The sequence below is a fragment of the Lactiplantibacillus sp. 3062 genome (assembly GCF_055413545.1).
The window spans coordinates 230,473-252,778 of sequence record NZ_JBVAYE010000003.1 but is presented as its reverse complement, the minus strand read 5'-3'; the positions used below and the strand labels follow the sequence as shown (position 1 = coordinate 252,778).

22 protein-coding genes are annotated in these 22,306 nt (G+C 43.2%); 19 read left to right on the top strand and 3 right to left on the bottom strand.

Features of this window, described 5'->3' with window-relative positions:
• Positions 1 to 9: 9 nt before the first annotated feature.
• From pstC to galU, 11 genes are all read left to right on the top strand, one after another.
• A complete protein-coding gene (gene pstC, locus ACWQAU_RS07175) occupies positions 10 to 939 on the top strand; it encodes a phosphate ABC transporter permease subunit PstC (protein ID WP_003643955.1) in 930 nt (309 codons plus the stop codon).
• Positions 929 to 1,813, top strand: coding sequence for a phosphate ABC transporter permease PstA (gene pstA, locus ACWQAU_RS07170; protein ID WP_003641001.1), 885 nt, complete (start codon positions 929 to 931; stop codon positions 1,811 to 1,813). The genes pstC and pstA overlap by 11 nt, the downstream gene beginning before the upstream one ends.
• Positions 1,814 to 1,827: 14 nt before the next feature.
• Positions 1,828 to 2,637, top strand: coding sequence for a phosphate ABC transporter ATP-binding protein PstB (gene pstB / locus ACWQAU_RS07165; RefSeq protein WP_003641002.1), 810 nt, complete (start codon positions 1,828 to 1,830; stop codon positions 2,635 to 2,637).
• Between the two features lie 11 nt (positions 2,638 to 2,648).
• Entirely contained in the window at positions 2,649 to 3,404 is a 756-nt protein-coding gene (pstB, locus tag ACWQAU_RS07160) for a phosphate ABC transporter ATP-binding protein PstB (RefSeq protein ID WP_003641003.1), read from the top strand.
• A 12-nt stretch (positions 3,405 to 3,416) separates the two neighbouring features.
• Positions 3,417 to 4,091 (top strand): phosphate signaling complex protein PhoU, encoded by a 675-nt coding sequence (gene phoU / locus ACWQAU_RS07155; RefSeq protein WP_003641004.1) that lies wholly within the window; start codon positions 3,417 to 3,419, stop codon positions 4,089 to 4,091.
• A 99-nt stretch (positions 4,092 to 4,190) separates the two neighbouring features.
• Positions 4,191 to 4,502, top strand: a complete 312-nt coding sequence (locus tag ACWQAU_RS07150; protein ID WP_003641005.1) for a PspC domain-containing protein — start codon at positions 4,191 to 4,193, stop codon at positions 4,500 to 4,502.
• Between the two features lie 21 nt (positions 4,503 to 4,523).
• Complete coding sequence (locus ACWQAU_RS07145; RefSeq protein ID WP_003641006.1) at positions 4,524 to 4,889, top strand: phage holin family protein; 366 nt, start codon at positions 4,524 to 4,526, stop codon at positions 4,887 to 4,889.
• 145 nt (positions 4,890 to 5,034) lie between these two features.
• The gene (hprK, locus tag ACWQAU_RS07140) at positions 5,035 to 5,982 is read left to right on the top strand and encodes an HPr(Ser) kinase/phosphatase (RefSeq protein WP_003643956.1); all 948 of its coding nucleotides are present in this window, start codon (positions 5,035 to 5,037) and stop codon (positions 5,980 to 5,982) included.
• Between the two features lie 18 nt (positions 5,983 to 6,000).
• Positions 6,001 to 6,849, top strand: a complete 849-nt coding sequence (gene lgt, locus ACWQAU_RS07135; RefSeq protein ID WP_003641008.1) for a prolipoprotein diacylglyceryl transferase — start codon at positions 6,001 to 6,003, stop codon at positions 6,847 to 6,849.
• A 17-nt stretch (positions 6,850 to 6,866) separates the two neighbouring features.
• Positions 6,867 to 7,883 (top strand): NAD(P)H-dependent glycerol-3-phosphate dehydrogenase, encoded by a 1,017-nt coding sequence (locus ACWQAU_RS07130; protein WP_022637890.1) that lies wholly within the window; start codon positions 6,867 to 6,869, stop codon positions 7,881 to 7,883.
• A gap of 43 nt (positions 7,884 to 7,926) precedes the next feature.
• Positions 7,927 to 8,847, top strand: coding sequence for a UTP--glucose-1-phosphate uridylyltransferase GalU (galU, locus tag ACWQAU_RS07125; RefSeq protein WP_003641010.1), 921 nt, complete (start codon positions 7,927 to 7,929; stop codon positions 8,845 to 8,847).
• A gap of 99 nt (positions 8,848 to 8,946) precedes the next feature.
• Here the strand turns inward: galU and ACWQAU_RS07120 are convergent, their stop codons facing one another.
• Positions 8,947 to 9,627 carry an EAL domain-containing protein gene (locus ACWQAU_RS07120; protein WP_003641011.1) on the bottom strand — a complete coding sequence of 227 codons (681 nt, stop codon included), beginning with the start codon at positions 9,625 to 9,627 and terminating at the stop codon, positions 8,947 to 8,949.
• A gap of 391 nt (positions 9,628 to 10,018) precedes the next feature.
• On the opposite strand from ACWQAU_RS07120, the gene ACWQAU_RS07115 reads away from it, so the two are divergent.
• The 8 genes from ACWQAU_RS07115 to trxB all read left to right on the top strand — a co-directional run bounded on the left by ACWQAU_RS07115 (position 10,019) and on the right by trxB (position 20,912).
• The gene (locus tag ACWQAU_RS07115; RefSeq protein ID WP_011101153.1) at positions 10,019 to 11,431 is read left to right on the top strand and encodes an FAD-dependent oxidoreductase; all 1,413 of its coding nucleotides are present in this window, start codon (positions 10,019 to 10,021) and stop codon (positions 11,429 to 11,431) included.
• Positions 11,412 to 12,575, top strand: coding sequence for a glycosyl hydrolase family 8 (locus tag ACWQAU_RS07110; RefSeq protein WP_027821463.1), 1,164 nt, complete (start codon positions 11,412 to 11,414; stop codon positions 12,573 to 12,575). The genes ACWQAU_RS07115 and ACWQAU_RS07110 overlap by 20 nt, the downstream gene beginning before the upstream one ends.
• Positions 12,576 to 12,592: 17 nt before the next feature.
• A complete protein-coding gene (wsfD, locus tag ACWQAU_RS07105; protein WP_003643960.1) occupies positions 12,593 to 14,089 on the top strand; it encodes a glycan biosynthesis hexose transferase WsfD in 1,497 nt (498 codons plus the stop codon).
• Positions 14,082 to 15,656, top strand: coding sequence for a hypothetical protein (locus tag ACWQAU_RS07100; RefSeq protein ID WP_027821462.1), 1,575 nt, complete (start codon positions 14,082 to 14,084; stop codon positions 15,654 to 15,656). The genes wsfD and ACWQAU_RS07100 overlap by 8 nt, the downstream gene beginning before the upstream one ends.
• Positions 15,657 to 15,694: 38 nt before the next feature.
• Positions 15,695 to 16,948 (top strand): glycosyltransferase family 2 protein, encoded by a 1,254-nt coding sequence (locus ACWQAU_RS07095; RefSeq protein ID WP_044429357.1) that lies wholly within the window; start codon positions 15,695 to 15,697, stop codon positions 16,946 to 16,948.
• Positions 16,887 to 19,031, top strand: a complete 2,145-nt coding sequence (locus tag ACWQAU_RS07090; protein ID WP_027821460.1) for a cellulose biosynthesis cyclic di-GMP-binding regulatory protein BcsB — start codon at positions 16,887 to 16,889, stop codon at positions 19,029 to 19,031. The genes ACWQAU_RS07095 and ACWQAU_RS07090 overlap by 62 nt, the downstream gene beginning before the upstream one ends.
• Positions 19,024 to 19,881 carry a hypothetical protein gene (locus ACWQAU_RS07085; RefSeq protein ID WP_003641019.1) on the top strand — a complete coding sequence of 286 codons (858 nt, stop codon included), beginning with the start codon at positions 19,024 to 19,026 and terminating at the stop codon, positions 19,879 to 19,881. The genes ACWQAU_RS07090 and ACWQAU_RS07085 overlap by 8 nt, the downstream gene beginning before the upstream one ends.
• Before the next feature lie 92 nt (positions 19,882 to 19,973).
• On the top strand, positions 19,974 to 20,912 hold the full coding sequence (gene trxB, locus ACWQAU_RS07080; RefSeq protein WP_003641020.1) for a thioredoxin-disulfide reductase: 939 nt from the start codon (positions 19,974 to 19,976) through the stop codon (positions 20,910 to 20,912).
• Between the two features lie 105 nt (positions 20,913 to 21,017).
• On the opposite strand, the gene ACWQAU_RS07075 is transcribed toward trxB, so the two are convergent.
• Together ACWQAU_RS07075 and ACWQAU_RS07070 are read right to left on the bottom strand one after the other, a co-directional pair.
• Positions 21,018 to 21,650, bottom strand: a complete 633-nt coding sequence (locus ACWQAU_RS07075) for a DUF421 domain-containing protein (protein WP_003641021.1) — start codon at positions 21,648 to 21,650, stop codon at positions 21,018 to 21,020.
• Positions 21,651 to 22,103, bottom strand: a complete 453-nt coding sequence (locus tag ACWQAU_RS07070; RefSeq protein WP_027821459.1) for a DUF3290 domain-containing protein — start codon at positions 22,101 to 22,103, stop codon at positions 21,651 to 21,653. It abuts the gene before it with no gap.
• Positions 22,104 to 22,306 lie beyond the last annotated feature (203 nt).

Below are 22,306 nucleotides of genomic sequence, written 5' to 3'. Positions count from 1 at the left end.
GGAGAGCGCATGGATAAAATTCGAGAAAGCTTATTAAAAAAATCAGTTGCTAGTAAAATTGAACGGCGTGGTAAGGCCATTAGTCTAGTTTGTCTAGCGCTAATTGTCGGGATTGTCTTTTTGATTTTCTACTTTGTTGCATCACGGGGGTTAGCAACCTTTTTTCAAAATCACATTAATCTATGGCAATTTCTGAGTGGGACGCAGTGGAACCCCGGAACAGTCGGAACGAATGGGCAACCAGCTGTGGGGGCACTACCGATGATTGTTGGGTCGTTTTTGATTACGATTCTTTCGGCCTTAATTGCCACACCGTTTGCTATCGGGACGGCGGTCTTTATGACCGAAATTTCACCACGGCGGGGGGCGAAGATTCTCCGGCCAGTTACGGAACTATTAGTTGGTATTCCATCCGTAGTGTATGGATTTATCGGGCTACAAGTTGTCGTACCGTTTGTTCGTAATACGTTTGGGGGGAGTGGCTACGGGATTCTTTCTGGGACCTTTGTGCTATTTGTCATGATCTTACCGACCGTGACGTCAATGACGGCGGATGCGCTGAATTCGGTACCCCGTTATTACCGAGAAGCCTCGCTAGCTCTAGGGGCGACGCGCTGGCAAACAATTTATAAAGTCGTCCTGCGGGCAGCCATTCCTGGCATGCTGACTGCCGTCGTATTTGGGATGGCCCGCGCCTTTGGGGAAGCTCTGGCGGTCCAAATGGTGATTGGGAACGCGACGTTGTTGCCACATAACCTAGTTTCACCAGCCGCAACTTTGACAAGTATCTTGACGATGGGAATCGGGAACACTGTCATGGGTTCATTACAAAATAATGCATTGTGGTCATTAGCCATGATCCTGTTATTGATGTCCTTAGTCTTTAACTTAGTCATTCGCTACATTGGTCGAAAGGGGAAATTAAACCATGAACGCTAAACGCATCGATAAAATTGCCACTGGCGTGCTATACGGCGTCGCAGCCTTTGTGGTCATCATCTTAGTTGCCCTATTGGGATACATTCTGATCCAAGGGGTGCCCAAAATTTCGTGGCATTTTTTAACGTCGCCGGCCCTGGCTTTTGAAGCGGGTGGTGGGATTGGCATTCAGTTGTTTAACTCCTTCTACTTACTATTTTTAGCGTTATTGATTTCATTACCGATTTCACTGGGTGCGGGGATCTATCTAAATGAATATGCGCCGCAAAATACGGTGACTGGCCTGATTCGGACGACCATTGAAATTCTGAGTTCATTGCCATCCGTAGTCGTGGGGCTGTTCGGATACTTGTTCTTTGTAGTGCAGTTCAAGTTAGGCTTCTCGATTCTTTCCGGGGCGTTTGCGCTGACCGTGTTTAACTTACCGATTTTAACCCGGAGTATTGAGGAAGCACTCGCCAATATCTCAGATAATCAACGGGAGGCCGGCTACGCGTTAGGGCTATCACGTTGGGAGACGGTGACGAAGATCGTGGTTCCCGCTGCCTTACCAAGCATTTTAACGGGGGTCGTCTTGAGTGCCGGGCGGATCTTTGGTGAAGCCGCAGCTTTAATCTACACTGCGGGTCAAAGTGCACCAGCCTTGGACTTTGGTAACTGGAATCCATTTGATATCAGTAGTCCACTCAGTCCACTACGTCCAGCCGAAACGTTGGCCGTTCATATTTGGAAGATCAACTCAGAAGGAATTATGCCGGACGCGAAAGCCGTTTCGGCGGGGGCTTCAGCCGTATTAATTATTGCGGTATTGCTCTTTAACTTCTTAGCTCGTTGGCTTGGCAAACGCTTGTACAAACACTTAACCGCTGAATAAAGGAGGCCGTTTTGATGGCAGATAACACAATGACGACGACACAACGTAACATCATGGCGTTTGATCCTAAAGATCATGAAATCGCGCTTTCAACTGAGGATTTACACGTCTTTTATGGTAAATCCGAGGCTATTTCAGAGGGCGATTTACAGTTTGAACGTTATAAGATTAGTGCGTTGATTGGCCCATCCGGTTCCGGAAAGTCAACCTACTTGCGTTCGCTAAACCGAATGAATGACCGTATTGCAACGGTTAAGGGAAAAATTATGTATCGCGGCTTAGATATTAACAGTAATGATATTGATGTCTATGAGATGCGCCGGCACATTGGCATGGTGTTTCAACGGCCTAATCCGTTTGCCAAATCAATCTATGAGAATATTGCTTTTGCACTCCGCCAGCGCGGAATGAACAAGAAACAAGACTTGGATGAAATTGTTGAACGGTCTTTACGGCAAGCGGCGATGTGGGACCAAGTTAAAGATGACTTAAATAAAAGTGCGTTAGCTCTGTCTGGCGGGCAGCAACAACGACTCTGTATTGCTCGGGCAATTGCAATCAAGCCAGACATTTTACTGCTCGATGAACCAGCGAGTGCTTTGGATCCAGTATCGACAAGTCAAATTGAAGATACTTTGTTAGAACTAAAGCAGAATTATACCATTATTATTGTGACGCATAATATGCAACAAGCATCGCGAATTAGCGACTATACCGCGTTCTTTAACCTCGGCAAAGTCCTAGAATACTCAGAGACCGGTGAGATTTTTACCAATCCTCAGGTTGATCTGACGAATGACTATATTTCCGGAAACTTTGGATAGGAGGACCGTTCATGAGTACAATTTTAACGACCGAGAACTTATCATTATTTTATGGTAAAAAAGAGGCCCTCAAAGGAATTAACATTGATTTTGATGATAAAGGAATCACGGCTTTGATTGGGCCCTCTGGCTGTGGTAAATCCACCTTTTTACGTTGCTTGAACCGGATGAACGATCTGATTCCTAATGTAACGATCACGGGTGAGGTGAACTTCAATGGTCACAATATTTATGCGCCCACGACCGATACGGTTCAATTGCGTAAAGAGATCGGCATGGTGTTTCAACAGCCGAATCCCTTTCCATTCTCAATTTATGAGAATGTCATTTACGGGTTACGGTTGGCAGGAGTCCATGATAAAGAACGCTTAGACGCGGCGGTAGAAAAAAGTCTGAAGCAGGCTGCAATTTGGGATGAAGTTAAGGACCGGTTGCATGCCAATGCGCTATCATTGTCTGGTGGGCAACAACAACGGGTTTGTATCGCACGCGTCCTAGCCGTCGAACCTGATATTATCCTTTTAGACGAGGCCACTAGTGCACTTGATCCGATATCGAGTCGGATGATTGAAGAAACCCTATTGAATTTGCGCCAGGATTACACTATCATAACTGTTACGCATAACATGCAACAGGCGTCACGAATTTCTGACCGAACGGCGTTTTTCCTGAATGGTGAATTAATTGAGGTCAACGACACGAAACAGATTTTCATGAATCCAGTTAAACAGGAAACCAATGACTATATTTCAGGACGATTTGGTTAGGAGGAAAAAAACATGCGACGACTTTTTGATGATGAACTAAACGATATTGATGCAAACTTCACTGAAATGGGAATGATGGTTAGCGAGACGATTGAAAAGGCAGTCAAGGCGTTTATCGACCATGACCGCGACCTCGCACAAGAAATCATTGATAATGATGCTAAAATCAACCAACGGGAAGTTGAACTAGAACAGAAATCATTTGAGATGATTGCGTTATACCAACCCGTCACTTCTGATTTGCGAGAAATTGTCACCATTTTGAAAGCCGTCTCTGAATTGGAACGGATGGCCGATTATGCACGTAATATTGCTCACGCTACGATTCGGGTCAAAGGAAATGTGCGCGTCCCTGAAATTGAGGCAGCGTTATCAGAAATGGGGAATCGCGTGCGAAAGATGGTCGAAGAGATGTTGGCAGCTTACGTCAAAAGTGATGATCAGGAAGCACGCCGGGTCGCAGCTAAAGACGCAAAAGTCGGGGAGATGTATGATCGTATTAATGAGAAGGGGATCTCCAAGATGGAGCGCCATCCTGAGACGGTCATCGGTTCCACGGATTACCTGAATGTTGCAACTTACTTAATGCGCATCGGGGCGTTAGTAACTAATATTGGTGAGTGGATCGTGTATTTGAATACTGGTGAGATTATCGAATTGAATCCAGAAAGTTCTAATTTAGTGTAACTAATCATAAATAATTGCTTAAAGCCGGTCGTCTAGTTTGCAACCGGCTTTTACAATTAGTAAGATATGGTTAGATAAACTGATAAGGAGCGTCTAACGATGAAATCAAATACAAAACAAAAGTTAACTAAATCTAATAATCGCGTTTTCGCCGGCGTCCTCGGGGGCATTGCTGAATATTTGAACTGGAATGCAACGATTCTACGAGTACTCTACGTTATTTTAACCTTGGTTACCCATGGCTTTGGTGTTTTGGTATACTTAGTATTAATGACAATTATCCCAAGTAAACCAGACAATACGGGTTTCTTCGAACAGATGCGGCAAAGTACCGGTACTCAAGCTAAACCGCAAGCGCATGGGCGCAAAGAGATTCATAACGTTCATGAAGAGGATGATCCGCGTCACTAAGATTAATGGAGTGATTATACAGTGGGCTTTTGGAAACGAATTTTAATCAATACAATCTTATTTATTGCGATTGCTGGCTTTTTTCAGAGCAGTTTTCACGTTGCAAGTGTGTGGATGGCTTTAATTGCCAGTTTTGTGCTTGCAATTTTAAACGCCGCTATTAAGCCGTTTTTGCTGTTATTATCGTTACCGATTACGTTATTGACACTCGGGCTATTCAGTATTGTCATCAATGGTTTTATGCTTCAGATGACATCCTACGTTGTGGGTAAGGCCAATTTCGGCTTTTCGAGTTTTGGCATGGCGATGGTTGTTTCGATTCTCATGTCAATTGCTAACGTGATTGTTTCCAACTTTTTCGCGAAAGACGGCGTTGATGGTGAATAAAGCGCTTTAAAGTGCTAAGATTAGAAGATAGAAATAATCCGTTTTCAGTCATAAAAGTGTGGCCGCTTGAAAGGGTAGCGTAATGGCGCGACTGGACAACGCGGGCCACACTTTTTTATTAGTGGAACAATTAGGAGGGATTCTTTTGGCAGGAAGTGTAACCGTTGCCGATTTGGTGAAAAATACGCGCCTGGATGTGTATCATGGCGCTGACTTATTAGAAAAGAAAGATATTACAACGAGCGACATTTCACGTCCGGGGCTGGCGTTGACCGGTTACTTCAACTACTATCCTCGTGAACGAGTGCAATTGCTAGGTAAAACTGAAACCGCTTATTCGAAAAATATGAGTCATGATGAACGACTGATGATTTTTCGTAAGATGTGTCAGTTAACCACACCCGCGTTCGTCATTTCAACGGGGTTACCCGTTCCAGAAGAACTCGTGCAAGCCGGTGAGGAAAATGGCGTGCCGATTTTAGGAACGAAAATGACATCATCACGGATTCTAAGTAATATGACGAATTACTTGGAAGGTAAATTAGCTGAACGACAATCTGTCCACGGGGTATTAGTTGACATCTATGGATTAGGTGTGCTGATTACTGGTGATTCCGGTGTTGGGAAGAGTGAAACGGCCCTGGAATTAGTCAAACGGGGGCATCGTTTGATTGCTGATGACCGGGTCGATGTCTATCAACAGGATGAACAAACGCTTGTCGGTGAAGCACCCGCAATCTTGAATCACTTATTGGAGATTCGAGGTATCGGAATTATTGATGTTATGAATCTTTTTGGCGCTGGGGCTGTTCGTCAAGATACCGACATTGACCTTATCGTGCACCTTGAGAATTGGACGCCTGATAAGCAATTTGATAGACTAGGAAATGGAGAACAGAACCGGAAATTCTTTGATGTTGAAGTTCCTGAAATCTCGATTCCAGTTAAGACTGGACGTAACCTAGCAATCATTATCGAAGCAGCGGCCATGAACTTTCGGGCCGAGAGCATGGGCTACGATGCGACCAAGGTCTTTGACGATAACTTGAACAAGTTGATCAAAACGAATTCCGTGCATGATTCTCACAAGTAATAAGGAGATGGCAGTAGCGTGAATACCGTTTTAGGGGCACTTAACCCAATTGCACTGCGGTTAGGACCAATTCAGGTCCATTGGTACGGCGTCATTATTGCTAGTGCCGTCGTCATTGCGGTTGCACTAGCAGTACGTGAAGGTCAGCGACGGGGTGTTCGGCCCGATGACATTTACGATATGATTTTATGGGCACTTCCGTTTACTTTAATTGCGGCGCGGACTTACTATGTGATTTTCCAGTGGTCATATTATCGTCAGAATCCCGGTGAAATCATCCGTATCTGGGATGGTGGAATTGCCATCTATGGTGGCTTGATTGGCGCCGGAATTGTGGTCATTTTATTCTGTCGGTCACGCTTTATCCCAACTTGGCTAATGCTTGATATTGCCGCACCAACGGTGATCATGGGCCAAGGTATTGGTCGCTGGGGTAACTTTATGAATCAGGAGGCTTTTGGTCGAGTGACTAGTCTGAGTTTCTTACAAGGCTTGCACTTACCTGATTGGCTGATTAACCAGATGTATATCCGTGGCGCGTATCGGCAACCAACATTCTTGTATGAGTCGGTATGGGATCTATTAGGATTTGCCTTACTGATGCTCACGCGTCATCGCACACATTGGTATAAGCAGGGTGATGTCTTCTTGACTTATGTTGCTTGGTACGCCTTTGGTCGCTTCTTCACAGAAGGGATGCGGACTGACTCGCTCATGCTATTTAACGTTATTCGGGTCTCACAAGCGTTGTCAGTGGTACTGTTCTTTGGTAGCATTGGCTTAATGATCTGGCGCCGGCGTCACAATCCGAATAATCGTTGGTATTTAGCTGGTTCTGGTCAAAAGGTTGTCGCAGAAAATAAGTAGATTAGAGGGTTATTTGAATGATGAAAAAAATTGCCGTTTTAGGTGCTGGCTCATGGGGTAGCATTTTGGCAAATCTGTTGGATGAAAATGGCCACTCAGTGCGGCTCTGGTCGTACTCACCGGCCCAAGTCACAGAATTAAATGAGCAACACACGAATGAGCGATACGTTCCTGATTTTAAATATTCAGAAACGTTGACTGCTTATTCTAATCTAACACAGGCGATTGATGGTGCGGATGTAATCTTGTTTGTCGTACCAACCAAAGCGATTCGCGAAGTGGCCCAACAAGTGACTGCCGTGCTTGCCAAGACCCATCAGCGGCCGATTATTGTGCATGCTAGCAAGGGACTCGAACAAGAGACACACAAGCGGCTGTCGCAAGTTTTGGCAGAAGAAATTCCCGCCGAATTACGACAAGCGATCGTTGTCTTATCGGGCCCTAGTCATGCTGAAGAAGTGGCCCGCCACGATATTACGTTGATTACGGCGGCTAGCGCCGATGAATCTGCAGCCAAATTAGTACAGCAACTCTTCATGAATGACTATTTCCGCATTTACACGAATACCGACGTGGTTGGTGTTGAACTAGGTGCGGCGCTCAAAAATATCATTGCCCTGGGTGCTGGTGCGCTACACGGCCTGGGCTATGGTGATGACGCCAAGGCAGCCTTAATGACTCGTGGTTTAGCTGAAATCAGTCGGCTCGGAGTGGCGTTGGGCGCAGAGCCGTTGACATTTATCGGTTTATCCGGTGTTGGCGATTTAATTGTTACGGCAACTAGTGTCCATTCGCGTAACTGGCGCGCTGGTAATGAGTTAGGTGCTGGTCAGGACCTCAAGACGGTGATTGATACCATGGGCATGGTTATTGAAGGTATCCCGTCAACTAAAGCCGCTTACGAGCTTGCACAGCAACAAAATATCGAAATGCCCATCACTGAAGCGATTTATGATGTATTATATAAGAGTGCCGACATTAAGGAAGTCATTCCACAATTGATGCGGCGCGAGGGGAAACCTGAGATTCAGTAGGAATTTCCAAACTAATTTCACTATTTTTAGGAGGATTTATCACATGTCAAAAGTTAGAAAAGCCGTTATCCCAGCGGCCGGATTAGGAACACGGTTTTTGCCTGCTACTAAGGCGATGCCTAAAGAAATGTTACCAATCGTTGATAAACCAACGATTCAGTTCATTGTTGACGAAGCTCGTAAATCGGGGATCGAAGACATTGTTATCGTCACGGGTAAGAGCAAGCGTAGTATTGAAGATTACTATGATTCTAACCCAGAATTAGAGGATAACTTACGGGCTAAGCACAAGGAAGAAATGCTCAAGCTGGTTCAAGAAACCACAGACATTAACTTGTACTTTATCCGGCAATCACATCCACGTGGTTTGGGCGATGCCGTTTTAACGGCTAAAGCTTTCGTTGGTGACGAACCTTTCGTCGTCATGCTTGGTGATGATTTAATGGAAGACAAAGTACCGTTAACCAAACAGTTAATGAATAGCTATGACAAGACACATGCGTCAACGTTAGCTGTTATGAAGGTTCCTCATGAGGAAGTTTCTAAGTATGGGGTCATCAATCCTGAAAGTGAAAAGGAACCGGGCCTATACAACGTTAATAACTTTGTTGAAAAGCCATCACCTGAAGATGCGCCTAGTGATCTTGCTATCATTGGTCGTTACTTATTAACACCAGAAATTTTTGATGTTCTTGAAAACCAAAAACCTGGTAAGGGTGACGAAATTCAATTGACGGATGCCATTGATACGTTGAACAAGACTCAGCGGGTCTTTGCCCATGAATTTAAGGGGACTCGGCACGATGTTGGCTACAAGTTTGGCTACTTGAAGACGACGATCGAATACGGGTTAACTCATCCGGATGTTAAGGCTGACTTGCGGACTTACATCAAGGATCTTGGTGCTAAGTTATCTAAAGAAGATAGCGCCGCTCCTAAAACAACGAAGAAACCAACTAAATAATACTTGATTAATTAAAAAACAACCGTGAAATCTATTAAGATTTCACGGTTGTTTTTAGTTAACTGCTGAATAATTGCGATTCACTAATTAAGCTGGCACCTAGTGGTCGGCTTTTAATTTGAATAAATGGGGCTTGCCATAATAATAACCTTGGCGTAGTGAAATATTTAAGTCATTCGCCATTTGATCTTCGGCATCGTTTTCAACACCCTCTAGAATTAACCGGATATCATGTTGTACCGCAATGTCGCGCCAGAATTTTAATTGAATGGGAATCTCGTTTTCACGATCTTCGGCCCGAAAGTTTTGCATGGCGAATTTGATTTCTTCGGCCGATTCGAGTAGCGGTTTAATGTGGTCGTAAACGTTGATTCCCGTGCCAACGTCATCAATGCTAAATTGTAGGCCGTTAGCCTTGTACTTATCAATTTGTTGTTGCATCGCCGCCAGTGTAAACGTATCTTCACCGGGTTCTTCTGTGACTTCGACGATAACATGAACCGGGAATAGCTTTTTCTGAGCATCAATGACTGCGGCAGCAATATCATCATTTAGAAATTGCTTGCGATTAAAGTTAATTGATACTGACCCGATTTTTAATGCAAGCTCACTAGCCGTAGCCTTTAGTAAGCTGACTTGTACATCGATCGGAATATTATCGAAGCTTTCTGGTAAGGTCCACCGGTCCTGATCAGTCTCACGATAGCGAATCAGCATCTCGTAGCCAATCAGTGAATTATTAAATTTATCTAACTGGGGCTGAATAAAATAGCGGTACATAAGGGAACTCCTTAGACTTGAATTAACACGATTTGATGCTTCCTAATACATACTATACCAAAAAATGAATAAGTGAAACTGTTTGACACCATCTTTTTTTGCATGGTATCGATTATCAATTGGGCTAATGATGATTGTGCTAAACTGCTTGGTGAACAAGGTAATTTTCTGAAAATGAGTAAAAAGTCAATTAGTGGTTACCTGGCAAAGCTGGTATGGACGATATTGTGAGAATAACTGCTTGCCAGCGTATCGCTGATTGGTTTTTAAAAGTAGTTATGTTTCATCATGACCTGTATTTATATTAACTAGAGTTATGTATTTGCGCAGTAAAGCGGTTATAATATACCTATGGTTAAATAAATAAAATTATAATTGGGAGCAAAATGAAATGAAGATTGTAATTGTTGGATGTACGCATGCGGGGACCGCTGCGGCTGCACAAATTCTGAAGGATCATCCGGAGGCTACGGTCACGATTTATGAGCGTGATGACAATATTTCATTCTTATCATGTGGGATCTACCTTTATCTCGGGGGAAAGGTCAATCACTTGGAGGATATGTTCTATTCGTCACCAGAAACGTTAGCCAAGTTGGGGGCAATGGTCAGAACCAAACATAACGTGTTAAAAATTGACGCCCAGTCGAAGACCTTACAAGTGGTTGACATGACTACTGGAAAAGTGTTTGGCGATACTTATGATAAATTGATTATGACGACTGGTTCAAATGTTGCGGTCCCGCCGATTTTTGGAATCGATGAGTCTAAGGTCCTATTATGCAAGACCTACAGCCAAGCACAGGAAATTTACCAAACAGCCCAAGACAATCAGCGGATCGCAATCATTGGGGCGGGTTATATTGGAACCGAATTATCTGAAAGTTATGCGAATACACATCATGAAGTAACGTTATTCCAATCGCATGATCAAATTTTGAATAATTACATTAGTAAAGAAATTTCAGACCAAGCAGTTCAGCTATTAAAAGATCATGGCGTGAACGTGCTATTGAATCACCAAGTAACTGCCTTTACTGGTAATGATGATGGTGAACTTGTCATTGAAACCAATCAAGGCGATTTTAATGCTGATTTAGCAATTGTCGGAACTGGGTTTGTTCCCAATACGGAACTGTTACGCGGTCAAGTTGAGATGGATAAGCACGGTGCCATTATCATCAATGATTACGTTCAGACCTCTGACCCAGATATTTACGCTGCTGGTGATTCTTGTGTCGTTAACTTCAATCCAACTGGGCGTTCGGCTTATACGCCATTAGCAACCAATGCGGTTCGGCAGGGTGCGTTAGCGGGGGCCAATGTTTTTGGTAACCAGCAACGATATATGGGGACTCAAGCGACATCGGCCATGCAACTCTTCGATCACACGCTGGCAACTACGGGGTTAACACTGGCAATGGCGAAATTGAATCATATTCCAGCTGAACGGGTGACTTATGAGGGCAACTGGCGACCAGCTTACATGCCAAGTACGGCGAAACTGACGATTGAATTAATTTATAATCCGGAAAATCGTAAAATTCTCGGTGCTCAGTTCTTAAGTGCGCATGAAGTGGCACAGTCTGCTAATGCGTTATCAATCGCGATTCAAAATGGAAACACCATCGATGATCTAGCATTTGTGGATATGTTATTCTCACCTAATTTTGATGAACCATTCAATTATCTGAACCTCGTCGCCCAACAAGCGATTGAACAAGAACGCCAGGCAGGCCGCAATCACCCACGAATTACGGCCTATGGCGATTGGGCCAAGCAAAATGACAAGGATTTACAATAGACGTCCAGGACGTCTGCGTTACCTTGGGTGGCTGGTCGTGTTAGTGATGCTGACTGCAGTTGTCAGTGGGTGTCGGAAACAAACTACGGTTAGTACACCACGACATGCGCCAAGTGGATTTGTAACGACGACGGCCTATGCGACTAAGGCGTCAAAGCAACGGCGGGTAAAACTAGCGGCATTTATTAAACGAGGGCTTTTGGCGAAGCAAGGGCTTTATACGAACTATTTAGATACGCGTAAACGGACGACTGCAACGGCCACTGGTCATGAAATGTTGAGTGAGTCATCGGGGATGTGGCTACAGTACCTGGTTACGACTCGCCAATGGGCACAATTTCGGCAATTCTATCGCCAGACGAAAGCGACCTTTAATGAAAACGGGTTGTTCAGTTATCGTTATGATCCACGTACCAAGAAGCGGTATGCGGTCAACGCTACGTTGGACGATTTACGGATAATCCGTGCGCTACTGACTTATAATCAAGCACATCATACTAATCATTATCGCCAGGAAGCCACGCAACGTTATCAGAATCTGGTCAATACAACAATCAAGGATGGGCACCTGGTCGATTATTACGATGTTCATGCGCGTAAGGCAACTACGACGGGCAGTTTAGCTTACTTTGATTTACGAACACTTAAGTATTTTGAACAAGATACTAAGAAGGGCCGGAGTGCGTACAAGAAGCAATTGATTATCCTTAAGGGCGGTTATTTAGGTGATGTTTTTCCCTTGTATGCAAAAAGTTACCAATGGACCACTAGCCAATATAGTGATGGTAACCTGAATACATCAGAGGCTCTGGAAACCTTATTGCATTTAGCAGAAGTTGGTCACCTAAAAGCGACTAGTCGGCGATGGTTGATTCAACGGGTCACCCACCGTGATTTAGCAAACGGTTATACGACAAGGGGCACGGTGAGTGTTGGTGGTGAATCAGCGGCCAACTATGCGTTAGCGGCGTCGATCTTTGCGACGCTGGGTGATGAAAAGCATTATCAAGTTGCGATGAATAATGTTTGGCGATTGCAGGTACAGCAAGACAGTTCGCCGATTAACGGTGGTATTGGGGATGCCAAAACTAAGCAAGTGTATTCATATAGTAATTTGACGGCGCTAAACGCAGCGTTTAATTAGAGATTGAGGTAATCTTTGTGACTAAGTTAAAACAACAATTTTGGCGCGCAACGCGGCTGTTTCAACAGCTAATGCCACCCCCACTACTCGCAACTTTACTTTGTGCTGGCTTGGCTGCCTATGTGGCATTTGTACCGCCCATTAACGGACTGGCTGATAATGGCGATTTTTATCGGGCGATGTATACCAATGGTATTTATAAGTTGCTGGGAACGCACTACAACTATTTTGATTTTGTAACGCAGAAATTTGGCTTGATGAAGTACTACAACGACTATCGATCGGTGAACTTTTCATCTCAGCCCTTATTTGTGAAAGTGGCCATCGGTCTCAATAAATTATTTTATAGTAAGACGGTATTTGATATCCGGTTTATGGGTATTGTGAATGTGATTCCTTATCTGGGTGGCATTTATTTATTGACGGATGCTTTGACGTATCCTGCCAAGCGTTTTCGAAATTATCTGATTGCGGGATTAGTCGTTCTAGTATTTGGTGATTCTTCATTTACATTGTATTTAAATTCTTTTTTTGCTGAGCCCCAAATGTTAGGACTAACTTTAATCTCATTTTCAGCCGTCTTACTGCTAGCGCGACAACGATATCGGCGGCGGTGGCCACTCGTTGCATTGTATTTTGTTTGTACGGTTCTATTGATAACTAACAAGTCACAAAACGCCCCGCTAGCATTGAGCTTTGTGGTCGTGACGATTGGGTTACTATTTTTGCCACACTTTAACGCAATGCGTGTGTACTTGCTTGCGGGAATGGTCATGATCTTGATCACGGGTGGACTGACCTATAAATTGATCGGTCAAGACTTTGTGGATATCAATACCTATCAGACTTTTTCGCACGGCATCTTGACCCAAACCGATGATCCTAGTAAGGATCTCGCTCAGAATGGGATTGATGAGCAGTATGCCTTAATGCAGTCACAAGACTACTACGCTAAACAGTTTGCGACGATTCAAGCTTCTGGTTCTTATGTTAAGAAAAACTTGGTTTCTAAGCTGGGAGTTGGTTGGGTATTAAAGTATTATGCGACTCATCTGAAGCAGTTTGGCAAATTGATGGATCTTGCCGCCGCCGATGTCATGATTACTCAAGTTAAAGCGGTTGGGGATTACACCCAAGCGTCAGGAGCACCCGCAGGAAAACAACTAACATTCTTTACAACGTATAGTCAGATTGCCGGGGCTTTTTTTCCACAAAAGTTTGCCTTTAATTGTCTTCTAGTAGTTGCGTTAGTGATGGTTTATCTGGTTGGTTTTTATAATGATTTGCGTCAGCAGCGAATCGAAGGCGTCTTGCGGTTTTTCTTAGTATTAGGTTTTTTGTCGATTTTTATTTTTGTGCCAATTATTTCAATCATTGGTGATGGTGATGCAGACTTAGCAAAACATTTATTTATGGTTCCGGTTAGCATTGATCTAATTGTCTTGCTGTTTATTTCGGATATCTTAAATCACCGTTTGTGGCATGCCTATCGAGAGGAGGACCAAGATGCATAAGCGGTTATGGCAGTTGGTAATCATGGGTGTCATTATACTTTGTAGCTGGTTATTGCCGACAGAGATCCACGCTCAAACATCAGCAACACACGTTATGCTGGTTTATGATTCGCGGAATGTGGCCAATAATGATCAAACCAAAATCGCGATGATTCAACGAATCCTGACCGGTCTACACATTAGCATCAAAACGGTGGCGGCCGAAGATTATCATGCTGGCGAACTACGACACTATCAAGGCGTTATTACGCTAATTAACTGGCCGCAGACTAAGCTCAACAATGCAGCGTTTATCAAGGATCGTAAGCAGTTCAGCGGTACGAAGCTGCATATTGGCCCAAATCTGACCGCTATTGAGGCCCAACAATTGAATGCCCAACCGGTCAAAGTTTACCAACAGCAGTTCTTTCTTCAGAGCAATGATCAACAAGTTCGCCAATTATTACCATTTATGAGCAGTATGACGGCACTCACAAAGTTACCCGCTAAGGCCAAAACAATCGGCTATTTGAGGGCACAATCATCGCTAAAACATGAATATCCTTATGGAACCATCGTTGGTCGATACGGTTATCTACCTTATCTTTCAACTGGAGGTTATAGTTTAGTGTTAGCTACCCAGACAATGGCAACATTATTCGGTACCCGTGGTCATTATCAACCGTTGTTAACGATTACTAAGGTAACGCCGTATTCTAATCTTAATTTGTTGAATAAACTCAGTGCGACCTTATATCAACAAGGGATTCCATTTGCGGTTAGCACAACAACGGTTGGCACTAATGGCAAATTCAAAGCGTATCAACGCTTTGCCAAAGTTTTACGGTTAATCGAAAACCGTGGTGGGGTTATTTTCTTAAAAACACCTGTCGTTGGTGGTGTTACGGCAAGTAGCGGTCCTGGACTGAGCAAGTTGATGGACAGTTACGTCATTCAGTTAGCACAGAATCAGGTTTATCCAGTTGGAATTAGTGCTTCCGCTTATTGGAACCAGGACAGGGTCTACCGCCAGAACGCTTTAACTAAGGCGAATCAGGTTCTCTTATTACCCGATCCTAAGGTGACGACTTATGCCCATCAAGATAATCAAGGAACGGTATTTGATCAGGCCTTTTATGGGGTTAGTGCTAAATCCTTTGAAACGCTGAAATCTGGTGATCAGCTCAGTAAGTTAGCGCTGAATTTTGCCATTCCCACCGCACTTACAATGACTATGCCAGATAGTGAAACGAGTTTACACAATTTGACTAGACAACTCAGCCGAATGAACTATCAGTGGTTTGACCCTGCACAACAAATGACAACGACGATGCTCAAGAGTGGAACAGCGACGATCAGTTATCGGCGTGGAACGTATTTGTTAAACGGTGCGCCCACACAAGTGACTGATAATGCGCCAGCGACGACAACCTTGGCTGCAGTAAAACCAGCAGAAAGCTGGATGAATCGGTTCTTTAAAACTCAGGGGAGTGTGTTATTGATTTTCTTTTCGGTGACATTGGGAATTTTTGTTTTGTTTATTGTGATTGGTCGGCGGGTTTATTTGAATATGTTTAAACCTAAGTAGGGGACGGCATCGTTGCTATCATAACGGGAGGAATTAATATTAGTATTTTAGATTATTTTCTATTCTTGGCTGTATTGTCGATTTGGGGCATTCTAGTCGTGAACGTTGTCTTAACAATTGCGGGCTATGTGAATTATTTACAAAAGGTGCGACGTCCTGAACCTCAATTACCGGTAAAGGTACCCTTTGTCTCAATTATGGTGCCCGCGCATAACGAGGGTATTGTAATCGTCAAAACGTTACAGTCGTTATTGAATTTTGATTATCCCAAGGATCGTTATGAAATTATTATTATTAATGATAATTCGGATGATAATTCTGCTGAATTACTGGCGGAAGTGCAGTCATTGTATCCACATCGAAACTTGAAAGTGATCAATACTGATAAGACTAATGGTGGTAAGGGAAAGTCGAATGCGCTTAATATTGGCCTTAAACAGGCACGTGGTTCGTTGATTTCGATTTATGATGCGGATAATACACCTCAAAGAACGGCATTACGGTATTTGGTGGCTGAGTTAATGAGTGATCAACGGCTAGCGGCAGTGATTGGTAAATTTCGTACGCGGAACAAGAATGCATCAATACTGACACGCTTTATCAATATTGAGACGCTATCATTTCAGTGGATGGCTCAGGCGGGCCGGGAAAAGTTGTTTAAATTATGCACGATCCCGGGGACCAATTATGTTATTCGGCGAGATATTCTTGAGAAAATTGGTGGTTGGGATGTTAAAGCATTGGCGGAAGATACGGAAATCAGTTTTCGCGTTTATCGAATGGGATATCGGATTCGCTTTCAACCCCTAGCCGTTACCTGGGAACAAGAACCCCAAACTTTAGATGTGTGGTTTCATCAGCGGACACGGTGGGTCAAAGGCAATATTTATGTCATTTTAAAAAACGCACGGCTACTTTTCACTAAAACGGGGCGGCCAATTCGATTTGACTTGTTGTACTTTCTATCGATTTACTTTTTATTAATGACGTCGCTGATTTTGTCAGATAGTATGTTCGTCCTTTCAGTAGCTGGAATCGCACACTCCGACTTGGTAGGGTTCAGCAATATACTATGGCTAATGGCCATCATCACATTTGTAATCAGTACGTTCGTGACAATTACAACGGAAAAAGGGGAAATGACGATTGCCAATTTAATGATTATTGTTTTTATGTACTTAGTCTATAGTCAGATGTGGCTGGCAGTGGCTGCACATGGAATGGTGGGGTATGTTCGTGAACAAGTTTTTCATCAACAAGCAAAGTGGTATAAAACCAAACGGTATCAGTAAGTGGTTCTTCTGGTTAATAGGCATGCTCGCTTTATTAATTGGGATGGGTAGTAATCTAAGCTGTCCTATCAGTGGGCAGGCAGCAAATAATCTACAAACTTATACGCAACCTTTTCAAAACTCAACAACGACACTGTCTGGTGATGCAGTTGAGGCCAATATGTATTTTATTAAAATGGATTATTGGCAAGTCAAAAAAGTGACGATTAATCTAAATTTCCAAATTTCGCAGTTGGCCAATCGAGAGACATCTGACATTACGTTGTCGTTGAACGGAACGAAGTTTTACTCATTCCGGCCCAAAAAGGAGACTGGACTCCAAACTAGGGCTATCGAAGTCCCACTGCGGTTAATTCAAGGTGAAAATCAGTTAAAGATCAGTGGGCAGATCCTGAATAAAAAAGGCCAGCAAAGTTCTCAATTGGTGCAGACACCTGCCAACTGGTTGACGATTTACAATGGGGCGAATGCTAACTTTGAGTATCGCTTGCAACCCCCAACAACGGCTATTAAATCTTTTTATGCGCATTTTTCTGGGACTGATACCATCGCGAATGCTAATTCAGTCATAACGCTGCCACATCAAGCATCAAACGCAGAGTTGTCAGCTGGCATGTATGCGTTAACGGGTGAGGCGCGGACCATTACCACAGAGAATACACAGATTCCGGTAACAACGGCAGATACCGCGGTGGCTAAACAGGCTGATTATCAGTTGGTCATTGCGACTTATCAGCATTTGCCTAAAGTGTTTCAGCAGCAACTTGATCGTCAGCGACTGCGAGAACATGCAGTTATCAAGACATATACGCATGATGATAAACATTATTTAATTGTGAGTGCCTTCAATACCAAATTATTGCAGAAGGCAAGCCGATTTATTGCTAATCAGGAATTAATGCAGGAAACAGTAGCAGATACGAAATACATCAGTAACAGCACACAGACGTTTACCTCTGAGCTACAATACGGTGGCAAAACGCAATTGACGACCAGCGATGATTATTTGACTGGCGCTAAACATCAGTCAAGTACTTATTTTGTTAGTCTCCCTGTTGATCGGACCAATGCTGATGGTTCGAAAATCCGGATTCATTTTCGCTATGCTAAGAACCTGGATTTTAAACGATCGCTTGTAACGGTTTATGTAAATGATTCCGCTTTAGGTAGTAAAAGACTCACAGCAGCGCGTGCCAATAATGATGAGTTGACCGTTAGTCTGCCGAAAGGAAAAGCGCTAGGGCATAGTTTCACGATTCGTGTCGCCTTTGATCTTGAGATGAATGAGGCGGCTCAAAGTGATAATGCCCAAACACCGTGGGCGCTGATTAAGGCTGATTCTGAAGCGACGATTAAGTCAAAGCCAGTCGCAGCTTTATTATTTACGAATTATCCATATTTGTTTTTGAAGAATGCGACCTTTAACCACATTGCAGTTGTTCGACCACGAACGCTGACTAGTGACGATTTTCAAACGCTAACTAATATATTTAATCTTATTGGAACTTATGCGCAAAGTAATACTGGCAATATTCAGTTTTATACCCATCAGCCTAGTAAAACGGTACTCAAAAATAGCAACGTAATTGCGTTTGGGACGCCAGCTCAAAACGCGTTTATTCGGTCTCTGAATTCTAAGCTGTATTTTAAATATAATCGACATTTTACTGGGTTCCTGTCAAATGAGAAACTTAGTATTGAGAAAACGTATGGTCAAAATATTGGCACTGCCCAGCTGTTACGCTCACCGTATAATCAGCGAGCGGGATTGCTAGTTGTAACCGCCGCGAAGAGTAGTGATGTCTACCGGGCGTCTACTCAAATCAATTTTCAACGGAACATTGCCCAGTATCAAGGTGATGCGATTGTCGTCGATCACGATAATAATCATTATAATTATCGTTTTAAGAAGCATAAGACAGTTAATGATGGCGTGAACGCCAAAACAGTTATTCAGAAGAATTCTAAGCTAGTGATTTATTTAGGTATTGCGTTGCTAATCGTGGTGATCATTTTACTGGCAGGATTCCTGATTATGCGTAAAAGTGGTTTGTTAGAGCGAAAGGGGCAGCACCATGAATGATGATCAACGAACATCTATTTTTGCTGACGTTTATTTGTTATTATTTTTAGCGCTTATTAGCACGATGGCCGTACTGATGGCGTTAACCCCTAATATCACACTTAATACGATCTATTTAGGTGTAACGATCATTATGATTTTGATGACTTATTTTTTCGGTGTGGTCACTGGTCTAATGGCTAACTTACTATTTATCTTTGCTCAGGCAATCGTCATGATTTATATTAATTCAACGCATCACGCCGTAATTCCAATGATGATGATTTTTTGGTTGATTATGCCGTTGCTTTTGTCAGCTACTTTTTATGGCATGACCCGGCAATTAATACAATTGCAAGCGGCCAATGCCAAGCTACGAGCAGATATTATGAAACGAGGGGCCTTTGACGAACAAACCAATTTGCGAACAACTGTCGCATATATTCAAGATGCACAAGTGTTTATCGAAACGAATCGACGGTTTCAATTACCGGTTACCACGGTTATTATTCGGGTGCGATACTATAATGAAATTCGACGGATGATGAGTGAACAACAATACCGTGATTTATTGCGGTTGGTCTCGGATACGATTACATCGGCAACGCGAGATAACGATATTACCTATTCCCTTGATCAGAATAATCCAACGTGGGCCATCTTGTTATTTTCAGACCAACCAGGCGCTCAAATTGCAGCGAACCGCATTAAATCTAATTTTGAAAAAAATTTACAACGCTCAACCAGCCTAAATTCATTAGAAATCTTATTGGTGGTTGGTATCGCGAGTTGGGATGCGGAAAAGATGAAGAGCCCGTATGATTTTATGAATACTGGCATTAAAGAAACTGAGTATGATGTGGCGCGTTGATTTCGGTTGTGTACAAACAAGATAGTCGACAAATGTAAATTTTGGGGGTATATTAAGCGTCATAGGAATTTAAGTGGAAGGGGTCTTTAGAAATGGCAAAGAGTTACGACGTGATTATTATTGGTGCGGGGCCTGCCGGCATGACAGCCGCCCTCTATGCTTCACGAGCCAATCTATCAGTGCTACTATTAGATCGCGGAATCTATGGTGGACAAATGAATAATACCGCCGCAATTGAAAATTATCCGGGCTTCAAATCTGTTTTGGGGCCGGATTTGGCTAAAGACATGTATGAATCAGCGACCCAGTTTGGTGCTGAATACGCGTATGGTAGCGTCGAATCCGTTGAAGATCGTGGCGATGTTAAAATTGTGACGACGGATAGCGATACGTTTGAGACTAAGGCCCTTGTCATTGGGACTGGTTCTGAATATCGTAAGCTGGGTGTTACTGGCGAGGATACGTATGGTGGCCGCGGTGTCTCATACTGCGCAGTTTGTGATGGAGCGTTTTTCCGTAACAAGCATGTAGTTGTCGTTGGTGGCGGTGACTCAGCGATTGAGGAAGGCACTTACCTGACACAGCTTGCTGATAAGGTGACGGTTATTCATCGTCGTGACCAATTGCGGGCACAACAAATCTTACAAGATCGGGCTTTTGCTAATCCAAAGATGGAATTTGTTTGGAATAGCAACGTGACGGAAATCATCGGTGATGATAAGAAGGTCACGGGAGTTAAGGTTAATAATAATAAGACTGGTGAAGACAGTGAGATTGCGGTCGATGGTGTCTTTATCTATGTTGGTATTAACCCAATTACGAAGCCATTCAGTAATCTTGGGATTACTGACGAAAACGGCTGGATCGAAACTAATGACCACATGGAAACCAAGGTCCCTGGTATTTTTGCAGTCGGTGATGTTCGTAAGAAAGATTTACGCCAAGTTGCGACGGCGGTTGGTGAAGGCGGAACTGCCGGTCAAGGCGTTTACACTTATATCACTGCTTTAGGCGACAAAGTTAACAATTAAATAAAATTAAAAAATGCGTAGCTGATTTAATTGAGATCAGCCACGCATTTTTTATTGGTAAATATAGCGTTAGTCATTGTTTGACGATGACCAAAGGTTCGCGAATTAGTGTTGATAGGGAAATAGAAGCAATTGCTTGTTAGTATACGTTGCCAGGTAAATATCACTGACAGTATAGTGCTGGGCCTGCAATTGGGTCAGTAACCAGGCTTCATCATGATTACTAGTTTCAAGCGCATCGAGGTTGACCTGACCATCGACGATTATTGGATACTTGACGGCGTCGTCGCCCACTTGGGTAATCGTCAGTTGGCCGTTTTGTTCAAGTACGGCCCGTTTGACGTAGCGAATATCCGTGATACCTTCCGTACGCAAGCGAAACATCAGATCGTTAGCACTCATCCCATTTTTGAGGGCCGTGCTGACGAGTAATTGCCCATTTTTAATCAATAGCTGTGGCTGTCCATCAATCAAACGTTTCACGTAGCGATTGTGATGTGTTAGGAATCGCAGGACCAGCACTAGCAGTGTCCAGATGAGAAGCACTAAAATGTATTGTAAAACAGTAACGCTGGTACTATAAATCATGCCCCCAACGATTGCACCGAGAACGTAGTTTTGAACTTGGTCGAGGGCGCTGATTGGCGCAAGGTTACTTTTACCAGATAGATTGATTTGTAGAATGATGGTCAATAGCCCGAGGGCCAGTTTGATCGTCACATCCCAGTATGAAAACATTTATTGCCCCTCCTTAACATAATTGATTGTTGATTGAATCGGTGTGGCTTTAGTCAGGGTATAACTGTTTCCATCCGTATTGATCGTCACGTTATAGATATGGTCATGGACTTTAATGAGCATCCCACTGCTGACAGAACTTGTATTAGACCAGACCGCGGTTTTACGAACCCCTTTTTCTTTGGCGACACGCTGCATAATTTGTGTCACTTGTGATTTTTGGTTGAAACTATTTTTGATTGTCTGCCATTCATTAAATTGAATGCCGACGAGCAGCAATAATAATAAAACCATGATAATGAATAAGTCGCGGTATTTTAGGTCTGTTTTATGGCGGTGCCATAACCAGCTGAGTATGGCGATTATTAATATAATGATGCCGATGGCTGCGAGTTGGACAAGAGTATGATTGTTATTTTGATGGACTAAGTAGTTGTATGAATAAAAAGTCATGATGGCCTCCTTATAAGATTTATTATAGCAAGTTTTGATAGTGACTGAACTAACTAGCACTTCAGAATTTATGGGTATTCGCACTGATGCGGGCCCACTACGCATTTAAAATGCATTAATTAATGGATTTTCTTAGTAAATTTTACTTTGTAAAGTGTGTCAATGTTGTATACTATTTTTGTAAGCACTAACAAATATCGGAA